Annotated in this window: 14 protein-coding genes and 1 pseudogene; 2 read left to right on the top strand and 13 right to left on the bottom strand. The window is 72.0% G+C overall.

Annotation, left to right across the window (positions count from 1 at the left end):
- Positions 1–23 precede the first annotated feature (23 nt).
- Positions 24–869, top strand: a complete 846-nt coding sequence (locus ACIBBD_RS20895; RefSeq protein ID WP_399420944.1) for a siderophore-interacting protein — start codon at positions 24–26, stop codon at positions 867–869.
- Between the two features lie 286 nt (positions 870–1,155).
- On the opposite strand, the gene ACIBBD_RS20890 is transcribed toward ACIBBD_RS20895, so the two are convergent.
- Positions 1,156–1,737 carry a GNAT family N-acetyltransferase gene (locus ACIBBD_RS20890; RefSeq protein ID WP_399420943.1) on the bottom strand — a complete coding sequence of 194 codons (582 nt, stop codon included), beginning with the start codon at positions 1,735–1,737 and terminating at the stop codon, positions 1,156–1,158.
- 277 nt (positions 1,738–2,014) lie between these two features.
- Here ACIBBD_RS20890 and ACIBBD_RS20885 point away from each other — a divergent pair, with 277 nt between their 5' ends.
- Positions 2,015–2,968, top strand: a complete 954-nt coding sequence (locus tag ACIBBD_RS20885) for an RluA family pseudouridine synthase (RefSeq protein WP_399420942.1) — start codon at positions 2,015–2,017, stop codon at positions 2,966–2,968.
- Here the strand turns inward: ACIBBD_RS20885 and ACIBBD_RS20880 are convergent.
- The 12 genes and pseudogenes from ACIBBD_RS20880 to ACIBBD_RS20825 form a co-directional block, all read right to left on the bottom strand.
- On the bottom strand, positions 2,962–4,563 hold the full coding sequence (locus tag ACIBBD_RS20880; RefSeq protein ID WP_399420941.1) for a cytochrome P450: 1,602 nt from the start codon (positions 4,561–4,563) through the stop codon (positions 2,962–2,964). The two genes, ACIBBD_RS20885 and ACIBBD_RS20880, sit on opposite strands and share 7 nt — an antisense overlap.
- 51 nt (positions 4,564–4,614) lie before the next feature.
- Complete coding sequence (locus ACIBBD_RS20875) at positions 4,615–5,235, bottom strand: GTP-binding protein (RefSeq protein ID WP_399420940.1); 621 nt, start codon at positions 5,233–5,235, stop codon at positions 4,615–4,617.
- Positions 5,216–5,623, bottom strand: a complete 408-nt coding sequence (locus ACIBBD_RS20870; RefSeq protein ID WP_399420939.1) for a DUF742 domain-containing protein — start codon at positions 5,621–5,623, stop codon at positions 5,216–5,218. The genes ACIBBD_RS20875 and ACIBBD_RS20870 overlap by 20 nt, the downstream gene beginning before the upstream one ends.
- Positions 5,620–6,027 carry a roadblock/LC7 domain-containing protein gene (locus tag ACIBBD_RS20865; protein ID WP_399420938.1) on the bottom strand — a complete coding sequence of 136 codons (408 nt, stop codon included), beginning with the start codon at positions 6,025–6,027 and terminating at the stop codon, positions 5,620–5,622. Before ACIBBD_RS20865 ends, ACIBBD_RS20870 begins: the two co-directional genes overlap by 4 nt.
- Positions 6,024–7,652: an ATP-binding protein gene (locus ACIBBD_RS20860; RefSeq protein ID WP_399420937.1), complete on the bottom strand. Its 1,629-nt coding sequence runs from the start codon at positions 7,650–7,652 to the stop codon at positions 6,024–6,026. The genes ACIBBD_RS20865 and ACIBBD_RS20860 overlap by 4 nt, the downstream gene beginning before the upstream one ends.
- 480 nt (positions 7,653–8,132) lie before the next feature.
- Positions 8,133–10,982: a DEAD/DEAH box helicase gene (locus ACIBBD_RS20855; RefSeq protein WP_399420936.1), complete on the bottom strand. Its 2,850-nt coding sequence runs from the start codon at positions 10,980–10,982 to the stop codon at positions 8,133–8,135.
- 47 nt (positions 10,983–11,029) lie between these two features.
- A pseudogene (locus ACIBBD_RS20850) lies at positions 11,030–11,919 on the bottom strand (diacylglycerol kinase).
- A gap of 31 nt (positions 11,920–11,950) precedes the next feature.
- Positions 11,951–12,913, bottom strand: coding sequence for a twin-arginine translocase subunit TatC (gene tatC / locus ACIBBD_RS20845; RefSeq protein WP_399420935.1), 963 nt, complete (start codon positions 12,911–12,913; stop codon positions 11,951–11,953).
- A gap of 50 nt (positions 12,914–12,963) precedes the next feature.
- A complete protein-coding gene (gene tatA, locus ACIBBD_RS20840; RefSeq protein ID WP_399420934.1) occupies positions 12,964–13,251 on the bottom strand; it encodes a Sec-independent protein translocase subunit TatA in 288 nt (95 codons plus the stop codon).
- Between the two features lie 259 nt (positions 13,252–13,510).
- Positions 13,511–13,705, bottom strand: a complete 195-nt coding sequence (locus tag ACIBBD_RS20835) for a hypothetical protein (RefSeq protein ID WP_399420933.1) — start codon at positions 13,703–13,705, stop codon at positions 13,511–13,513.
- 30 nt (positions 13,706–13,735) lie between these two features.
- Positions 13,736–14,029, bottom strand: coding sequence for a hypothetical protein (locus ACIBBD_RS20830; protein WP_399420932.1), 294 nt, complete (start codon positions 14,027–14,029; stop codon positions 13,736–13,738).
- Positions 14,026–15,276 (bottom strand): helix-turn-helix transcriptional regulator, encoded by a 1,251-nt coding sequence (locus tag ACIBBD_RS20825; protein ID WP_399420931.1) that lies wholly within the window; start codon positions 15,274–15,276, stop codon positions 14,026–14,028. Before ACIBBD_RS20825 ends, ACIBBD_RS20830 begins: the two co-directional genes overlap by 4 nt.
- Positions 15,277–15,284: the final 8 nt, after the last annotated feature.

Here is a 15,284-nt window from a genome sequence, read left to right as displayed (position 1 = left end):
CCAAAGAGGCTTGGGAGGCCGTCATGGCAGAACGTCCGGCACGGAAGCCGCGGAAGCCCCATTCCGCGCAGGTCGTCCGCACCGAACGGCTCACCCCGCACATGCAGCGCGTGGTCCTCGGCGGCGAGGGCCTGGCCGACTTCGCCGTCGGCGGCTGCACCGACCACTATGTGAAGCTGCTGTTCGGTCCCGAGGGCGTGACCTACCCGGAGCCCTTCGACCTGGAACGCGTCCGTGCCGAGTTCCCGCGCGAGCAGTGGCCCGCGACCCGGACCTACACCGTGCGCCACTGGGACCCCGAACACCGTGAGCTGACCGTGGACTTCGTCCTCCACGGCGACGAGGGCCTGGCCGGGCCCTGGGCGGCGCGCGTCCAGCCGGGCGAGACCGTCCGCTTCATGGGGCCCGGCGGCGCCTACGCCCCGGACACCTCCGCCGACTGGCACCTGCTGGCCGGTGACGAGAGCGCCCTGCCCGCGATCGCGGCAGCGCTGGAGTCGCTGCCCGCCGGTGCCGTGGCCCACGCCTTCATCGAGGTGGCCGGCCCCGAGGAGGAGCAGAAGATCGACTCCGATGTGGAGGTCGTCTGGCTGCACCGCGGTGACCGGCCCGTCGGCGAGAGGCTGGTCGAGGCCGTCCGCGCGCTGCGGTTCCCCGAGGGCCGTCTGCACGCGTTCGTGCACGGCGAGGCCACGACCGTGAAGGACCTGCGCCGAATGCTCCGTGTCGAACTGCAGATCCCGCGCGAGGACCTGTCGATCTCCGGCTACTGGCGGCTCGGCCACAACGAGGACGGCTGGCAGGCCTCCAAGCGGGAGTGGAACGCGCGCGTGGAGGCGGAGCAGGAGGGGACGGCACCCGCCGCCTGACCGACGACCCCGCCCGGCCTCCGCGAAAGCGGCCCGCATTCGTGGCGCGGGCCGCCTCGTCGCGTCACGGGGCTGCGACAGGGCTCCTCTCCGGGACGCCGACGTCGCGGACGCGTCCGTCGGCCGCGGGGGCCGGGGCGACGGCCCACGAGGCCCGCGGCACGACCGCGCGCGTCGCGGGGTCCGGCTCGGGCGCCCCCGCGGTCTCGGCCCCGCTGCCGCCCTGCGTCGGCGTCGCCCTGTGTTCCCCTCCGACCGGTGCCATCGGCGGCCGTCCGGGGCGCCCTCAGTCGCCCTGCACGCGCGCGTGCAGATGCATGTCGTGCCAGCCGTCCCTGTGCAGCAGGGCGCTGCGCTTGGTGCCCTCCAGGGCGAACCCGGTCTTGGTGGCGACGCGGCAGGAGGCCTCGTTGGCCAGGGCGTGCATCAACTCCAGGCGGTGGAAACCGATCTCGTCGAGGGCCCAGTGGGCGAGGGCGGCCGTGGCGCGGGCGGCCACGCCCCGGCCGCGGGCCGCCGCCGTCGTCCAGTAGGCGACCTCGGCCACGCCGTCACCGAGCCGGATCTCGCGCAGCGCCACCCGTCCCAGCAGCACGTCGGTCTCCGCGTCCGCGACCGCCCACTGGGCGCCGCGCTCCCCCGCCCAGGCGGCCCGCCACTCCTCGATCCAGCCGGTGACCTCCTCCTCGGAGTCGGCGGTCCGGATGTGCCACTGGTGCATCAGCGGGTCCTGGAAAGCCGCGTGGACGGCGGGCGCGTCCTCGGACCGCCAGGCGCGCAGGACCAGGCCGTCACCGGTGGGGAGCACGGGCTGCGGAGTGCGGGAGAGGGTGCCGACGGACAGAACGGGACGCGTGAGGAAAGGCATGATCGGCATCCTGCCAACCGGGCCCGGGGCACCCAACGGGTTTTCACGTCACCGTGGTCCTTTCCGACGGTCACCGCACCATGACCGGGTCGCCGTGTCCCGACTGCCCCCGCCGGCCGAGCCCTTGACCGAGTCCGGCGTCCCCTGCCCACGGTCACCGCGCCCTACCGATCCCGGCGTCGTCCCCCTGACCACGCCACCGAGCCCCCCCCGATCCCGGCGACCCCCTGACCGCAGTCGCCGTCCCCATGACCACCCCGCCGTACCCTTGACCCCGATGAGACGCCGTACCCCTCCCCCGCCCTCCCCCCTCCCCCAGCGTGACGGGGTCGACGCGGTGCGGGTACGGCTGCCGGGTGACGGGCAGTGGGCGACCGTGCGGGAGCATCTCGTGGAGCGGTTCGGCGCGGCGCGGGCCGGGATCGTCGAGGGAATGTTCGCGGCGGGGCGGATCGTCGGGGCCGACGGACGTGCGGTCGCACCGGACACGGCGTACGTGCCGGGGATGTTCGTGTGGTTCCACCGTGACCTGCCGGCCGAGGAACCGGTGCCGTTCCCCCTGGAGATCGTGTACCGCGACGACCACATCGTCGTCGCCGACAAACCGCACTTCCTCGCCACCACCCCGCGCGGCAGCCATGTCACCGAGACCGCGCTGGCCCGGCTGCGGCGCGAGCTGGACCTGCCCGCGCTCGGCGCCGCCCACCGCCTCGACCGCCTCACCGCCGGACTGGTGCTGTTCACCGTGCGTCCCGAGGAACGCGGCGCCTACCAGACCCTGTTCCGCGACCGGCGGGTGCGCAAGGTGTACGAGGCCGTCGCCCCGTACGATCCGTCGCTGGCCCTGCCGGTGACGGTGCGCAGCCGGATCGTGAAGGAGCGCGGGACGCTGACCGCCCGCGAGGTGCCGGGCGAGCCGAACGCCGTCAGCCGGGTCGAGTTGCTCGAGCACCGGGCGGACGGGCGGGCTCGTTACCGGCTGACACCGCAGACGGGGCAGACCCACCAGCTGCGCGTCCACATGTCCGCGCTCGGCATCCCGATCCTCGGCGACCCCCTCTATCCCGAGGTGACCGCCCCCGGACCGGCCGGTGACTTTCGGCGCCCGCTGCAACTGCTGGCGCGGGAGCTGGAGTTCACCGACCCGGTCACGGGCGCGGCCCACCGGCTGCTCAGCGGTCGGACACTGGCCGCCTGGTCGTCGTACGACGGCTGGGACGGCGGTCAGTAGCCGCGGCACCAGGCCAGGAAGCGGCGCCAGGCGTTCGGTCGGCGCGTCGGTCCCGGAGCCGGGGCGGGCCCGGGGCGGGGCGTGACCGGCGGCCGGGGCCCGGTGGCGGGCGGCGCGGCAGCGGTGGGTCCGGGGGCGGCCGACGCGCCAGGGGCCGATCCGAAAGCGGCCGGTGCGGGAGCGACCAGTGCCGCAGTGGTCGCTCCGGGAGCGGCCGGTGCGGGAGTGGTCGACGTCGGCCTGGACTCCAGGGTGATCGGCATGGCCGGCCCCGGTGGCGGCACCAGGCCGTGGCTCGGCTTGGCGATGATGTCCTGCTGGGCCCTCGGTTCGAACCGGACCGGCAGCGCCACGAGGTGCCGCGAGGCGATCGACGTCGTCCAGCGCAGGTCCTCCTCGTCGCAGTCGAGCTGGATGTCCGGCAGCCGCATCAGCAGCGCGTCGACGCCGACGTCGGCGACGGCGCGGCCGATGTCCTGACCGGGGCACTCGTGCGGACCGCCGCCGAAGGCGAGGTGGGAGCGGTTGCCCTGCATGTTGGCGGTCAGGTCGGGGCGCACCCGCGGGTCGATGTTGCCCGGCGCGGGCGCGAAGAGGAGACCGTCGCCCTTGCGGATGCGCTGACCGCCCAACTCCGTGTCCTGCTTGGCGAAGTAGCCGAGGATCGTGCTGAACGGCGGCTCGTCCCACAGGGACTGCTCGACCGCCTCCGGCACCGTCATCTGCCCGCCGTTGAGCCGGGCGACGAACCGCGGGTCGGTGAGGACCATGCGCAGGGCGTTGGACAGCAGGTTGACCGTGGCCTCGTAGGCGGCGAAGAGCACGAGGCGCAGGTGTTCGCGGACCTCGTCGTCACTCAGTCCCGCCGGGTGGGAGACGAGGTGGCCGGCGAAGTCCTCGTCGGGCTGGGCGCGGCGTCGGGCGGTGAGCCGGCTCAGGGCCGCCATGACGTAGGAGTGGCTGGCGATCGCCGTCTCGGTGCCCTTGAGCGCGTCGCGGGCGGCGTGGACCATCCGGTCGTCGTACTCCTCGGGCATACCGAGGACGTGGCACATCACGGCCATCGGCAGGTGCTCGGCGAACTGGCGGACCAGATCGGCCCGGCCCTCCTCGCAGAAGCGGTTGACCAGGTGCTGGCTGGATCGGTAGATGTACCGGCGCAGGCTGCGGTCGTCGATGGTGGCCATGGCCGCGGTGACGGCGCCGCGCAGCCGCTTGTGCTCGTCGCCCTCGGCGTGGGAGCAGATCGGCTGCCAGGCGATGTGCGGCATCAGCGGGTGGTCGGGCTTGACCGAGCCCTCCAGCAGCGGGGTCCAGATACGGCTGTCCCGGGTGAACTGCGAGGGCGAGCGCACCATGTGCAGGTTCTCGGCGTGGCCGAGGACCACCCAGATCGGTACGTCGTCGTGGAGGAGCACGGGCGCCACCGGGCCGTGCTCTTCCCGGAGTTGCTCGTAGAGGGCGTCGAGGTCCCTCGCGCCGGGGCCGTAGAGCCGGTGCAGTCCGCCGGGGCCGCTGCCGTGCGCGGGGCAGCCGGGGGGCGGATCGAGGGCGAGGTCCTGCGGACCGGTCGTCGTGGGGTGTTCAGGCGTCACAGGGGGTCGCTCCGAAACTGTGCGGAATCGGGTGTCAGCAGGTGGGCGGGGTCAGGTGAGGCTGCGGGTGAGCGCCAGGGAGTGCAGGAAGCGCATCAGGGTCATCAGCACGTCCCGGCTGGAGGCGCGGCGGCGCACGTCGCACTCGATGATCGGGACCTCGGACGGCAGGTCCAGGGCCGAGCGCAGGTCGTCGACGGGGTAGCGCGGCCCGTCGGGGAAGGTGTTGACGGCGACCACGAAGGGCACGCCGCGCTCCTCCAGCCGGCCCATCACCTCGAAGCTGACCTCGAGGCGGCGGGTGTCGACCAGGACGACGGCGCCCAGCGCGCCCTCGAACAGGCCGTTCCACAGGAACCAGAAGCGCTCCTGGCCGGGCGTGCCGAACAGGTAGAGCACGATCTGCTCCGTGATCCGGATACGGCCGAAGTCCATCGCCACGGTCGTGGCGGTCTTGGTCTCGGAGCCGTAGTCGTCGTCGACCCCGATGCCGGCCTGCGTCATGGTCTCCTCGGTGGTCAGCGGTCTGATCTCGCTGACCGAACCGACCATGGTCGTCTTGCCGACGCCGAAGCCGCCCACGATGACGATCTTGGCTGCCGCCGTGGTGGAGTGCGGCAGATGATCCTCGGTCCGGGGACCGGGAACCGTGTCAGAGCCTTTGAAGTCCATGCATCACCGCTTCGAGGAGGGAACGGTCGGCAACCTGTTGCCGGACGATCGGGGCGCGCGCCTGTACGAGGTCGGCCGCCAGCATCTCGGTGAGCAGTACCGTCACCACGCTGAACGGCAGGCTGAGATAGGCCGAGACCTCGGCCACCGACAGGGGGGCCTGGCACATCCGCAGCACCGCCGTCTGTTCGGGGGTCGCGGAGGTGGGCGGCTCGCCGCTCGCCACGATCAACGTGACCAGGTCGAGGGGCGCCCGCTCCCCGTCCGCGCCCGAGATGACGTACAGCCGCTCGACGTTCTTGGGCTCTTTGTCTTCCGTCGTCTGCGCGGTCTGCTGCGCGGGCGGGGTCGGCAGAGGGTGTCGCCGCTGGCGTTGCGGAGGCGTCATACGCTCTGCCCGTTGCGCCGGGGCGGGGTGGTCAGATGGGCGCCGATGCGCACCACGAGGTCGCGCATCATGCCGCTCATCCGGCCGGCCTCGCAGCGGACGTCGGCGAGGACCGCGAGGTAGGCGTTGGCGCCGGCGGACATCATGTAGAAGTAGCCGCCGTTCAGCTCGATGACGACCATCTTCATCTCGCCGTCGCTGGCATGGATCTCCTGGGCGACCGCGTTGGCCAGGCTCTGCAGGCCCGCGCAGGCGGCGGCGACGCGGTCCGCGGCGTCGGGGTCGCCGGCGTAGCGGGCGATGCGCAGTCCGTCGGCCGACAGCACCACGATCATCTCGATGCCCGGAACTCCGTCGTAGAGCTCCTTGAGCAGCCAGTCGAAGTTGGCGCGCTGCTGGATCACTTGAGGTCCCCCTCGTCGTCGGCCTCGGTCTCGGCCTTGTCTTCGATCAGGTGCAGGTAAGCGGTGGGATTGCGGGTGAAGTCGGTGGGGTGGACGCCCGGCGGGGACTGTTTCTTGAGGCCCTCCCAGAAGGCCTCGAAGTGCACTCCGGGCTCGGCGCCCTTCATCTGGGGCTCGGGCTCCGGTCGGGCGAACGGGTCCGGCCTGCCCTCGCGCTCGGCGGCCTCGGCCGCCTCCTTGGCGGCGTAGGCCTCGGCGTAGATCTGGGCGATCGGGACCGTCGCCTTGCTGCGGCGCTGTGGCAGGCCCTTGTCGGTCCATTCGGTGATGATCGGCACCTCGTCGTCGTCGAGGGAGATGCCGGCCGGGATGCGCGGGTTGGTGGGCCGGCGCTTCTTGGGCGGACGCTTGGGGCCCTCGATGGCGCCCAGGTCGATCTGGGGTACGGCGGTGGCGCCGATGCCGTGGGCGAAGCCGGGGGCGGGGTCGCTGGTGAGCATCTCGCTCGGCACGACGAGCACGGCGCGGACGCCGCCGTACGCCGAGGTGCGCAGCGACACCTGCATGTTGAACGACGTGCACAGACGGCCGACGACCGCGAGGCCGAGGCGCGGAGTGCCGCCGACGTCCTGGATGTCGACGCCGGCCTTGGCCAGTTCCAGCATGCGCTCGGCCTTGGCGCGGGCCTCCTCGCTGAGGCTGACGCCGGCGTCCTCGATCTCGATCGCGATGCCGGTCTGCACCTCGACGGCGTTGACGTGCACCTTGCTCTGCGGCGGCGAGTAGCGGGTGGCGTTGTCGAGGAGCTCCGCGGCGGCGTGGATGAGCGGCTCGACGGACAGGCCGCGGATGTTGACCTTGGCGATGGAGTCAAGCTGGATGCGCCGGTACTCCAGGATCCGGGACATGGCGCCGCGCAGCACGCTGTACAGCGGTACCGGCCCGGGCCAGTTGCGGCCGGGGCGGCCGCCGCCGAGCACGCCGATGGAGTCGGCGAGGCGGCCGATCAGCGCGTTGCCGTGGTCGATGCGCAGGAGGTCGTCGAAGACCTCGGGGTTGCGGCCGTGGTCCTCCTCCATCTCGCGGAGTTCCTTGGCCTGTTGGTGGACGATCGCCTGAACGCGCCGGGCGACGCTGACGAACGAGCGCTGGGCGGAGTCGCGCAGGGCTTCCTCGTGGTCGACGATGTCCAGGATCTTCTTGAGGACCAGTCGCTGGCCGTCGTCGAGTTCGTTGAAGTCGGGATCCACCTCGGCGTAGTGGATCAACACCTCTCTGGGGGATCCGCCCTTGCGCAGCCATTCCACCGCCTGGGGCACGAAACGCTGGGCGACGGCGCGGTTTCGCGCCTCGTGCTCCGAGACGCGCTGTTCCAGGTAGGCGACGCGCCGGTCCTTCTCAGCGCGCACGGCACGCAGTTGACGGCCGCGGCGGACCGACTCGGTCCCGGCGGCGCTCACCAGGAGGGTGGCGACGGCTCCGCAGACGCCGACGGCGAGCCGGGCCGACGGCGCCACGAGAGCGGCGGCGGCCCCGGTCGCCGCGGCCATCAGTATCGCCGGGAGCAACAGCACGCGTACGTAGGCCAGTTCTCGGCGACCGGGTGGGGACTGAACACTCGCCATATGGGCACCCTCTGTAGGGACGTGTCGGCATCTTCGGGATATTGGGGAACAAGCGCACGATTTCGCATCAACTCGGTGCGCCGCGGGCGAGCTTAGTCCGACCAGATCATCGCCGTGTCATATTCGGCGACCGCCTGAAACCGAGCGGGCACCTGCAGTAGCCTCGACCGTTTACACGCTGCGACATTGTTCGAACACCCAGCGTGACGACATACAGGCATACGAAAAAGGTTCACCGGTACGGGTGAACCAAGAGGGTGCGTGCGCCCCTGCGGACGCCGACGGCGCACAGTGCGGCATCAGCGGTGGCGCGGGGTGAATGCGCAGAGGGAGCGCTCGGGGTCCGAGCGGTGAAACCGATCGCGGAAGGCGGGGCGGGGCGAACGCCCCATGTCGTCGACCGCCGGCAGTGCGACGTCCTTCAGGGGCGCGGGGAAGCGCGGGAGCCACCCCGCACCACCCGCGCCCGCCGAAGGACCGTCACCCCACGGACGAGTAGGCCACCACTCCCCGCAGCAACCCGTCGACGGCCTTGCGCGCGGTCTTGGCCACGCTGGACCCCTCCGGCGGAGCCGCGGCGGAGATCTGCCCCAGCACGTCGATGACCTGCTTGCACCACCGCACGAAGTCGCCCGCGGGCATCTCCGCCTCGCGCAGCACCTCGTCGAGGCCCTTGCCGGAAGCCCACATGTACGCGGCCCAGGCGAAGCCCAGATCGGGCTCACGCTGCCCGACCCCTTCGGTCTGGTTGATCCGGAACTCCTCCTCCAGAGCGTCCAGTCGTCCCCAGATCCGCACCATCTCCCCCAGCGCGGCCTTCGCCTTGCCGGAGGGCAGCTTCGGCGCCATCGCGTCGTCGCCGACCCGGGCCTCGTACACCAACGCCGAGACGCACGCGGCGAGTTCGGCCGGGGACAGCCCCTCCCAGACACCGGCCCGCAAGCACTCGCTCGCCAGCAGGTCGAGTTCGCCGTACAGCCGGGCCAGCCGCTTGCCGTGCTCGGTGACCTCATCGGCGCGCAGGTAGTCCAGCTCGGTCAGCAGCGCCACGATCCGGTCGAAGGTACGGGCGATGGTGTTCGTCCGGCCCTCGATGCGCCGCTCCAGCTGCGAGGTGTCGCGCAGCAGCCGGTGGTAGCGCTCGGCCCAGCGGGCGTGGTCCTCGCGGTCGGAGCAGCCGTGGCAGGGATGCGCGCGGATCGCCGTGCGCAGGCGGGCGATCTCCCGGTCGTCGGCGGCCTGGGACCGTTGCTTGCGGGCCCGCTCCGGCGGGATGTGCCCGGCCTTGCTGCGCAGCGCGGAGGCGAGGTCGCGGCGCGACTGCGGGGAGCGCGGGTTGAACGTCTTCGGGATCCGCATCCGCTCCAGCGCCTCGACCGGCACCGGGAAGTCGATCGAGGCCAGCCGCTTGACCTGCCGCTCGGCGGTCAGCACCAGCGGGCGCGGCCCGTCGTGGTGGTCGAAACCGCGGTGGCCGTTGGCGCGGCCGGCCGGCAGGCCGGGGTCGAGCACCAGCGCCAGACCGGCGTACTTGCCGGTCGGGACGTGGATGACGTCTCCGGGCTTGAGCTTCTCCAGCGCCACGGCCGCCTCGGCCCGCCGCTGGGCGGCACCCTGCTTGGCCAGCTCGGTCTCGCGGTCCTTGAGCTCGCGGCGCAGCCGCGCGTACTCCTCGAAGTCACCGAGGTGGCAGGTCATGGAGGCCTTGTAGCCCTCGAGCCCCTCCTCGTTGCGCTGCACCTGCCGGGAGATCCCGACCACCGACCGGTCGGCCTGGAACTGCGCGAACGAGGTCTCCAGCAGCTCGCGCGAGCGGTGCCGCCCGAACTGCTCCACCAGGTTGACCGCCATGTTGTACGACGGCTTGAAGCTGGAGCGCAGCGGGTACGTGCGCGTGCCGGCGAGACCGGCTAGGTGGTCGGGGTTCATGGCGCGCTGCCACAGCACGACGGCATGCCCCTCGACGTCGATGCCGCGCCGGCCCGCGCGCCCGGTCAGCTGGGTGTACTCGCCGGGGGTGATGTCGGCGTGCTGCTCGCCGTTCCACTTGACGAGCTTCTCCAGCACCACCGAGCGGGCGGGCATGTTGATGCCGAGAGCGAGGGTCTCGGTGGCGAAGACGGCCTTGACCAGGCCGCGGACGAACAGTTCCTCGACGACCTCCTTGAAGGTCGGCAGCATGCCGGCGTGGTGGGCGGCGATGCCCCGCTCCAGGCCCTCCAGCCACTCGTAGTAGCCGAGGACGTGCAGGTCCTCGTGCGGGATGGAGGCCGTGCGCTCCTCCACGAGGGCACGGACCTGTTCCCGCGCGACGTCGTCGTTGAGCCTGAGGCCGGCGTACAGGCACTGCTGGACGGCCGCCTCGCAGGCGGCACGGCTGAAGATGAAGGTGATGGCGGGCAACAGACCCTCGGCGTCGAGGCGTTCGATCACCTCGGGACGGCCCGGCGTCCACACCCGTGAGCGCTGCCGGCGCTCGCGCTCCCGGTCGGCCTCACGCATGCGCCCGCGCCGGCGGTCCTGGAACGAGGGCCGGCTCGCCTCCATGCGCGCCAGGCGGGCGAGGTCGGGGTTGACGGCCCTGCGGTGGCCCTCGCCCTCCTCGAACAGGTCGTACATCCGCCGCCCCGCGAGCACGTGCTGGAACAGCGGCACGGGCCGGTGCTCGGAGACGATCACCTCGGTGTCGCCGCGGACGGTGTCGAGCCAGTCGCCGAACTCCTCGGCGTTGGACACGGTCGCGGAGAGCGAGACCAGGGTGACCGACTCGGGAAGGTGGATGATCACTTCCTCCCACACGGCACCGCGGAAGCGGTCGGAGAGGTAGTGCACCTCGTCCATCACCACGTACCCGAGGCCGAGGAGGGTCTGCGAACCGGCGTACAGCATGTTCCGCAGCACCTCGGTGGTCATCACGACCACCGGGGCGTCGGAGTTGACGCTGTTGTCGCCGGTGAGCAGGCCGACCTTCGCGGCGCCGTAGCGACGGCACAGGTCGGAGTACTTCTGGTTCGACAGCGCCTTGATGGGTGTCGTGTAGAAGCACTTCTTGCCCTGCTGGAGGGCGAGGTGGACGGCGAACTCGCCCACGATCGTCTTGCCCGAGCCGGTGGGTGCGGCCACCAGGACGCCCTTGCCCGCCTCGAGTGCCTGACAGGCCTCGATCTGGAAGGGGTCGAGGCCGAAGTCGTACATCTCGCGGAAGGAGGCGAGCGCGGTGGCCTGCTCGGCAGCGCGCCTGCGCGCAGCCGCGTACCGCTCGGCCGGTGAGAGGTCCTCTGTCATCGTGCTTTCGAGCGTACCGGGCCCCACTGACAACAGGACGATCATTATCCGGATCCAGCGCTCTCAAACCTGGATCCGCGCAGTTCAGCGGCTCAGGGGCCTACGATCCGTACCGCCCCGGGCACACAGCGCGCGGTCAGCGGGAGCGGACCCAGCGGTTCCCCGTCGGCGTACCCGGTGATGCCCGGCGCCGCTATCCCCACCGTGGCCGCCCGGTACACGGTGACCTTGGGATGCTCGACGTGCGTGCCCCGGTAGACCCGGGGGAAGACCCGCAGCAGCGTCGCCCGGCCGCAGTCCCCGACCACCGTCACGTCGAACAGCCCGTCGGTGGGGTCGGCCCCCGGGCAGATCCGCATGCCTCCGCCGTACGACGACCCGTTGCCGACCGCGACGAGGTGGCCTCGACCTCCCGGACGGTGCCGTCGTCGAGGGTGAGCCGGTACGGGAAGGGACGGAAGGCGGCCAGTTCGGCCAGCATCGCCAGGTCGTACTTGGCGCGTCCCGCGGGCCATCGCATCCGGTTGCCCCGGTCGTTGACACGGGAGTCGAAGCCGGAGGCGAGGACGGTGCCGAACCAGCGGCCGCCCGCCTGTCCGAGGTCGACGTCCCGGATGTGCTCGCCCTTGAGGGCGTCGGCGACCAGCCGGCCCGCGGCGGCCGGGTCGCGCACGGGCAGACCGAGGGCGCGGGCGAAGTCGTTGCCGGTGCCGACGGCGACCACCCCGAGCGGGGTGCGGGTGCCGGCGACGGCCTGGAGCGCGAGGTGGACCAGTCCGTCGCCGCCGACGGCGACCAGGGCGCCGGTGCCGTCGGCGACGGCACTCCGCGCGCGGGCCAGGGCCTCCTCGGCGTTCTCGCCGAGGACCGTCCGCACCGAGTAGCCGGCCGCCCGCAACGCGGAAGCGGCCGGCAGCGCCGCGTGGGCGCCCCGGCCGCGGCCCGCGGTGGGGTTGACGAAGAGGGTGATCTCGCTGGTCACGCAGGTGACCCTACGAGCCTCGCGGCGATCTTCAGGTCACGTCGTCATAACCGTTGACCCGCTCGGTGCTCGCCTGCTCCGGCAGCGCACGGCTCGCGGACACCGTCTCGACCTGGCCGATGTCCTCGGGGGTGAGGTCCAGCTCGGACGCCTCGTCGTCGGCGGGGCCCAGGGCGTCGCGGCGGCGCCTGCGGCGGTCGTTCAGCAGCGAGAAGGCGACGGCGGTGAAGTACAGGATCCAGATGGGTCCGGCGAGCGCCAGCATCGAGATGGGGTCGGTGCTGGGTGTGGCGACGGCGGCGAACACCGTGATACCGATGATCATGGCCCGCCACCAGCCGGCCATCCGCCTGCCGGTGATCGATCCGGTGAGGTTGAGCATGATCAGCAGCAGCGGCAGCTCGAAGGAGAGGCCGAAGACCACGACCATGCGCGTCACGAGCTGCAGCAGGTCGTCCAGGGGCAGGAAGTTGTCGACGCCGGTCGGGGTGAACTGGATCAGCACCTCGGCGGTGGTCGGCAGCACCCGGTAGGCGAAGTAGCCGCCGCCGAGGAAGAGCGGGACGCCGGTGCCGACGAAGGCGTAGGCGTACTTGCGCTCGTGCTTGTGCAGGCCGGGAGCGACGAAGGCCCACAACTGGTAGAGCCAGACCGGCGAGGCGAAGACGACACCGGCCATCAGGGAGACCTGGAGGGCCAGCGTGAAGGGGGCGAGGAGGCCGTTGATGGTGATCCGCGCGCACTGCTTGCTGGTCTCGCCGGACGTCCGCAGCTCGTTCTGGATCTGCTCGAACGTCTTCCCGCAGCCGACCGAGTCGAGGATCGGCTTGGTGAGGAAGTTGATGATGTCGTTGTAGAAGAAGGCGGCGACGACCGTCACGAGGACGATGGCGAGCAGCGCCTTCGCGAGCCGGTTGCGAAGCTCACGGAGGTGTTCCGCGAGGGGCATCCGCCCCTCGGGATCCTTCTCCTTCTTGCGGGCAGGCTTGAGCAACCCACGTTCCCATCTCGTGCGGCAGGCCGGCGGGGGTCACCGGCGCTGCGTCAGCGCTTGGTCGTGTCCGTGGGCTCGTTGACCGGGCGCGAGCTGGTCACGTCACCGGGGGCGGCCTGGATGGTGCGCTGGGCGGGGGGCTGCTCGCCGTTGTTCGGCGGGCCGGCCGGGGTGGCCGAGTTGCTGCCCTCTTCCTTCATCGCCTTGGCCTCGCTCTTGAGGATGCGCGCGGACTTGCCGAGCGAGCGGGCCATGTCCGGAAGCTTCTTCGCGCCGAACAGCAGGATGATGACGACGAGGATGAGAATGATCTCGGGGGCGCCGAGCCGTCCGAACATAAGTCTTTACCTTCTCACCGAGGCGGCTGGGTGGGTGCTGTCCGACCGGTCGGACATGTGTCCGAACGATCGTGTTGGCAGCGATCGTAACGCTCAGGGGTAAACGTGAGGCAATCCCCGTGCGTACTCCCGGTTCGCGATCCGGGCCTCGTTCTCCGGACCGCGACCAGCAGCGTACCTGTCCGCGCCGCCGGGGCGGGAGGGCGAAGTGGCCCAAAACGCATTCGGCGCGGGACTCACAGGCGTGCCACAGCAGGACTCACACGCTGTCCACAGCACGGGCCGCGCTCAGGGTGGCCCGTTCCAGGTCCTCGGCCGCCCTGTTGATCCGGGCCGTGGAGTCCGCGACCTGTCGTCCGAGGCGCTGCGCCTCCAGGAAGACCCGGACGGCGAACACAGCGAGGACGGCGAGACCCAGAAAACCCATGGCTACCGCGAACATCGGCCAGAACATGACGCCGAGCCTAGACCCTCCGGGGCCGGTCTAGAGCGTCGAGTGCAGCCGCAGGGTCCTGACCCCGCCGCCGGTGAGCAGTTCGACGATCCGCTCCCCGGCCGGCTTGCGCACGGCGGCCCCGCAGTCGGGGCAGGTGAAGGAGTAGAAGGTGGTCCGGCTGGAGGCACCGATGGCCAGCCGCAGCGCACTCGCGGCGAGTTCGAACCGGCCTCGACAGTCCGGGCAGCCGGCCCGGAACATCACCGGAGCCACACTCCGCATCCCCGCGAAGGCGGAGGCCACCGAGACGCCCTGTCCACCCGACACCGCCGACCCGCTCAAAGCCGCTGCTCCCGCCCGTCGAACTGCCCGTCGAACAACCGCCCACGGCCCGCTCCGCGGACCGCCCCGCCGGCCTCCTGGACGGCCTGTGCGGCTACCTGTCCGTCGGCCTGCCCTTCGGCCCGGCCGTGGACCGGCCGCTCGGACAGCCCGTGCGCCTGGCCGGGGGCCGTCGCGCCGGCCTGTCCGTGGACCGGCCCGCCCAACCGTTCTCCGGGCTGCCCGTGGGGCGTCCCGGTGGCCTCCTGCCGTGCCTCCTGCGCCTCGACCCCGTCGTACGCCGCCAGCGCCTCCCGGGCGGCCCGGCGGGCGCTGTCGGCGAGCTCCGGCGGCGAGACGATCCGGCCGTCACGGCCGAGGCGCAGGGCCAGGCGGCGCAGTGAGGCCGGGTCGGGTGTGCGCAGGGTGATGCGCAGGCCGCCGTCGGGAAGTTCGTCGGCGCTGTCGTGGGGGTAGTACTCGGCGACCCAGCGCCCTCCCGGACCGACCTCGACCACGACCTCCGGGTCCTCGGCCGCGGGCTGCACCAGCCCCTCCGACAGGTCCCGCAGTTCCACCTCGGGCGGCGCGGAGGGCTCGTCGAGGATCCTGATCTCGGCGACCCGGTCGAGGCGGAAGGTGCGGCGCGCCTCGGAACGGCGGCACCAGGCCTCCACGTAGGTGTGTCCCACGCTGACCAGGCGGATGGGGTCGATCTCGCGCTCGGTGACCTCGTCGCGGGCGGGCGAGTAGTAGCGGATCCACAGGCGGCGCCGCTCGGAGATGGCCCGGTCCACGTCGGCGAAGACACCGCCCTCGGACTCGAAGGTGACCGAGAGGCGGGAGCTGGCGCCCGCCGCCTCGCCGGCCGCGGTCTCCACCTTGGCGGTGGCGCGCAGCAGCGCCTGGCGGTCGCTCTCGCGCAGGCCCGGCAGTGTCGCCACGGCCCGCGCGGCCACCAGCAGGGCGGTCGCCTCGTCGGCGGCCAGCCGCAGCGGCTCGGCGGCCTCCGCGCCGAGGGCGGCCGGATTGTGCCACCAGATGCGCTCGCCGTCGGTGTCGATGTCCAGCAGATCGCCGCCGCGGAAGCTGGTGCCGCACATGGGCAGCACGTCGAGGTCGGAGACCAGCTCGTCCTCGGTGATCCCGAAGGCGCGCGCCACGTCCTCGATCCGCGCCCCGGGCCGCTCCCGGAGGTACGTCACCAGGGAGAGCATCCGCCGCGTCTGGTCGATCGCGTTCGCCGGCCTGACCGGTTTGCCTGCCACTGTCTTGC

Origin of the sequence: Streptomyces sp. NPDC051315 (assembly GCF_044455165.1) — a bacterium.
Lineage (GTDB): Bacteria > Actinomycetota > Actinomycetes > Streptomycetales > Streptomycetaceae > Streptomyces.
The sequence above is the reverse complement of the archived record's forward strand: the minus strand, read 5'-3'. Positions and strand labels throughout refer to the sequence as shown.

Bases quoted from the DNA above. Each gene is read 5' to 3' on its own strand.
- ACIBBD_RS20895 (WP_399420944.1), top strand. From the start codon at position 24: ATGGCAGAACGTCCGGCACGGAAGCCGCGGAAGCCCCATTCCGCGCAG.
- ACIBBD_RS20890 (WP_399420943.1), bottom strand. From the start codon at position 1,737: ATGCCTTTCCTCACGCGTCCCGTTCTGTCCGTCGGCACCCTCTCCCGC.
- ACIBBD_RS20885 (WP_399420942.1), top strand. From the start codon at position 2,015: ATGAGACGCCGTACCCCTCCCCCGCCCTCCCCCCTCCCCCAGCGTGAC.
- ACIBBD_RS20875 (WP_399420940.1), bottom strand. From the start codon at position 5,235: ATGGACTTCAAAGGCTCTGACACGGTTCCCGGTCCCCGGACCGAGGAT.
- ACIBBD_RS20870 (WP_399420939.1), bottom strand. From the start codon at position 5,623: ATGACGCCTCCGCAACGCCAGCGGCGACACCCTCTGCCGACCCCGCCC.
- ACIBBD_RS20860 (WP_399420937.1), bottom strand. From the start codon at position 7,652: ATGGCGAGTGTTCAGTCCCCACCCGGTCGCCGAGAACTGGCCTACGTA.
- ACIBBD_RS20855 (WP_399420936.1), bottom strand. From the start codon at position 10,982: ATGATCGTCCTGTTGTCAGTGGGGCCCGGTACGCTCGAAAGCACGATG.
- tatA (WP_399420934.1), bottom strand. From the start codon at position 13,251: ATGTTCGGACGGCTCGGCGCCCCCGAGATCATTCTCATCCTCGTCGTC.
- ACIBBD_RS20835 (WP_399420933.1), bottom strand. From the start codon at position 13,705: ATGTTCTGGCCGATGTTCGCGGTAGCCATGGGTTTTCTGGGTCTCGCC.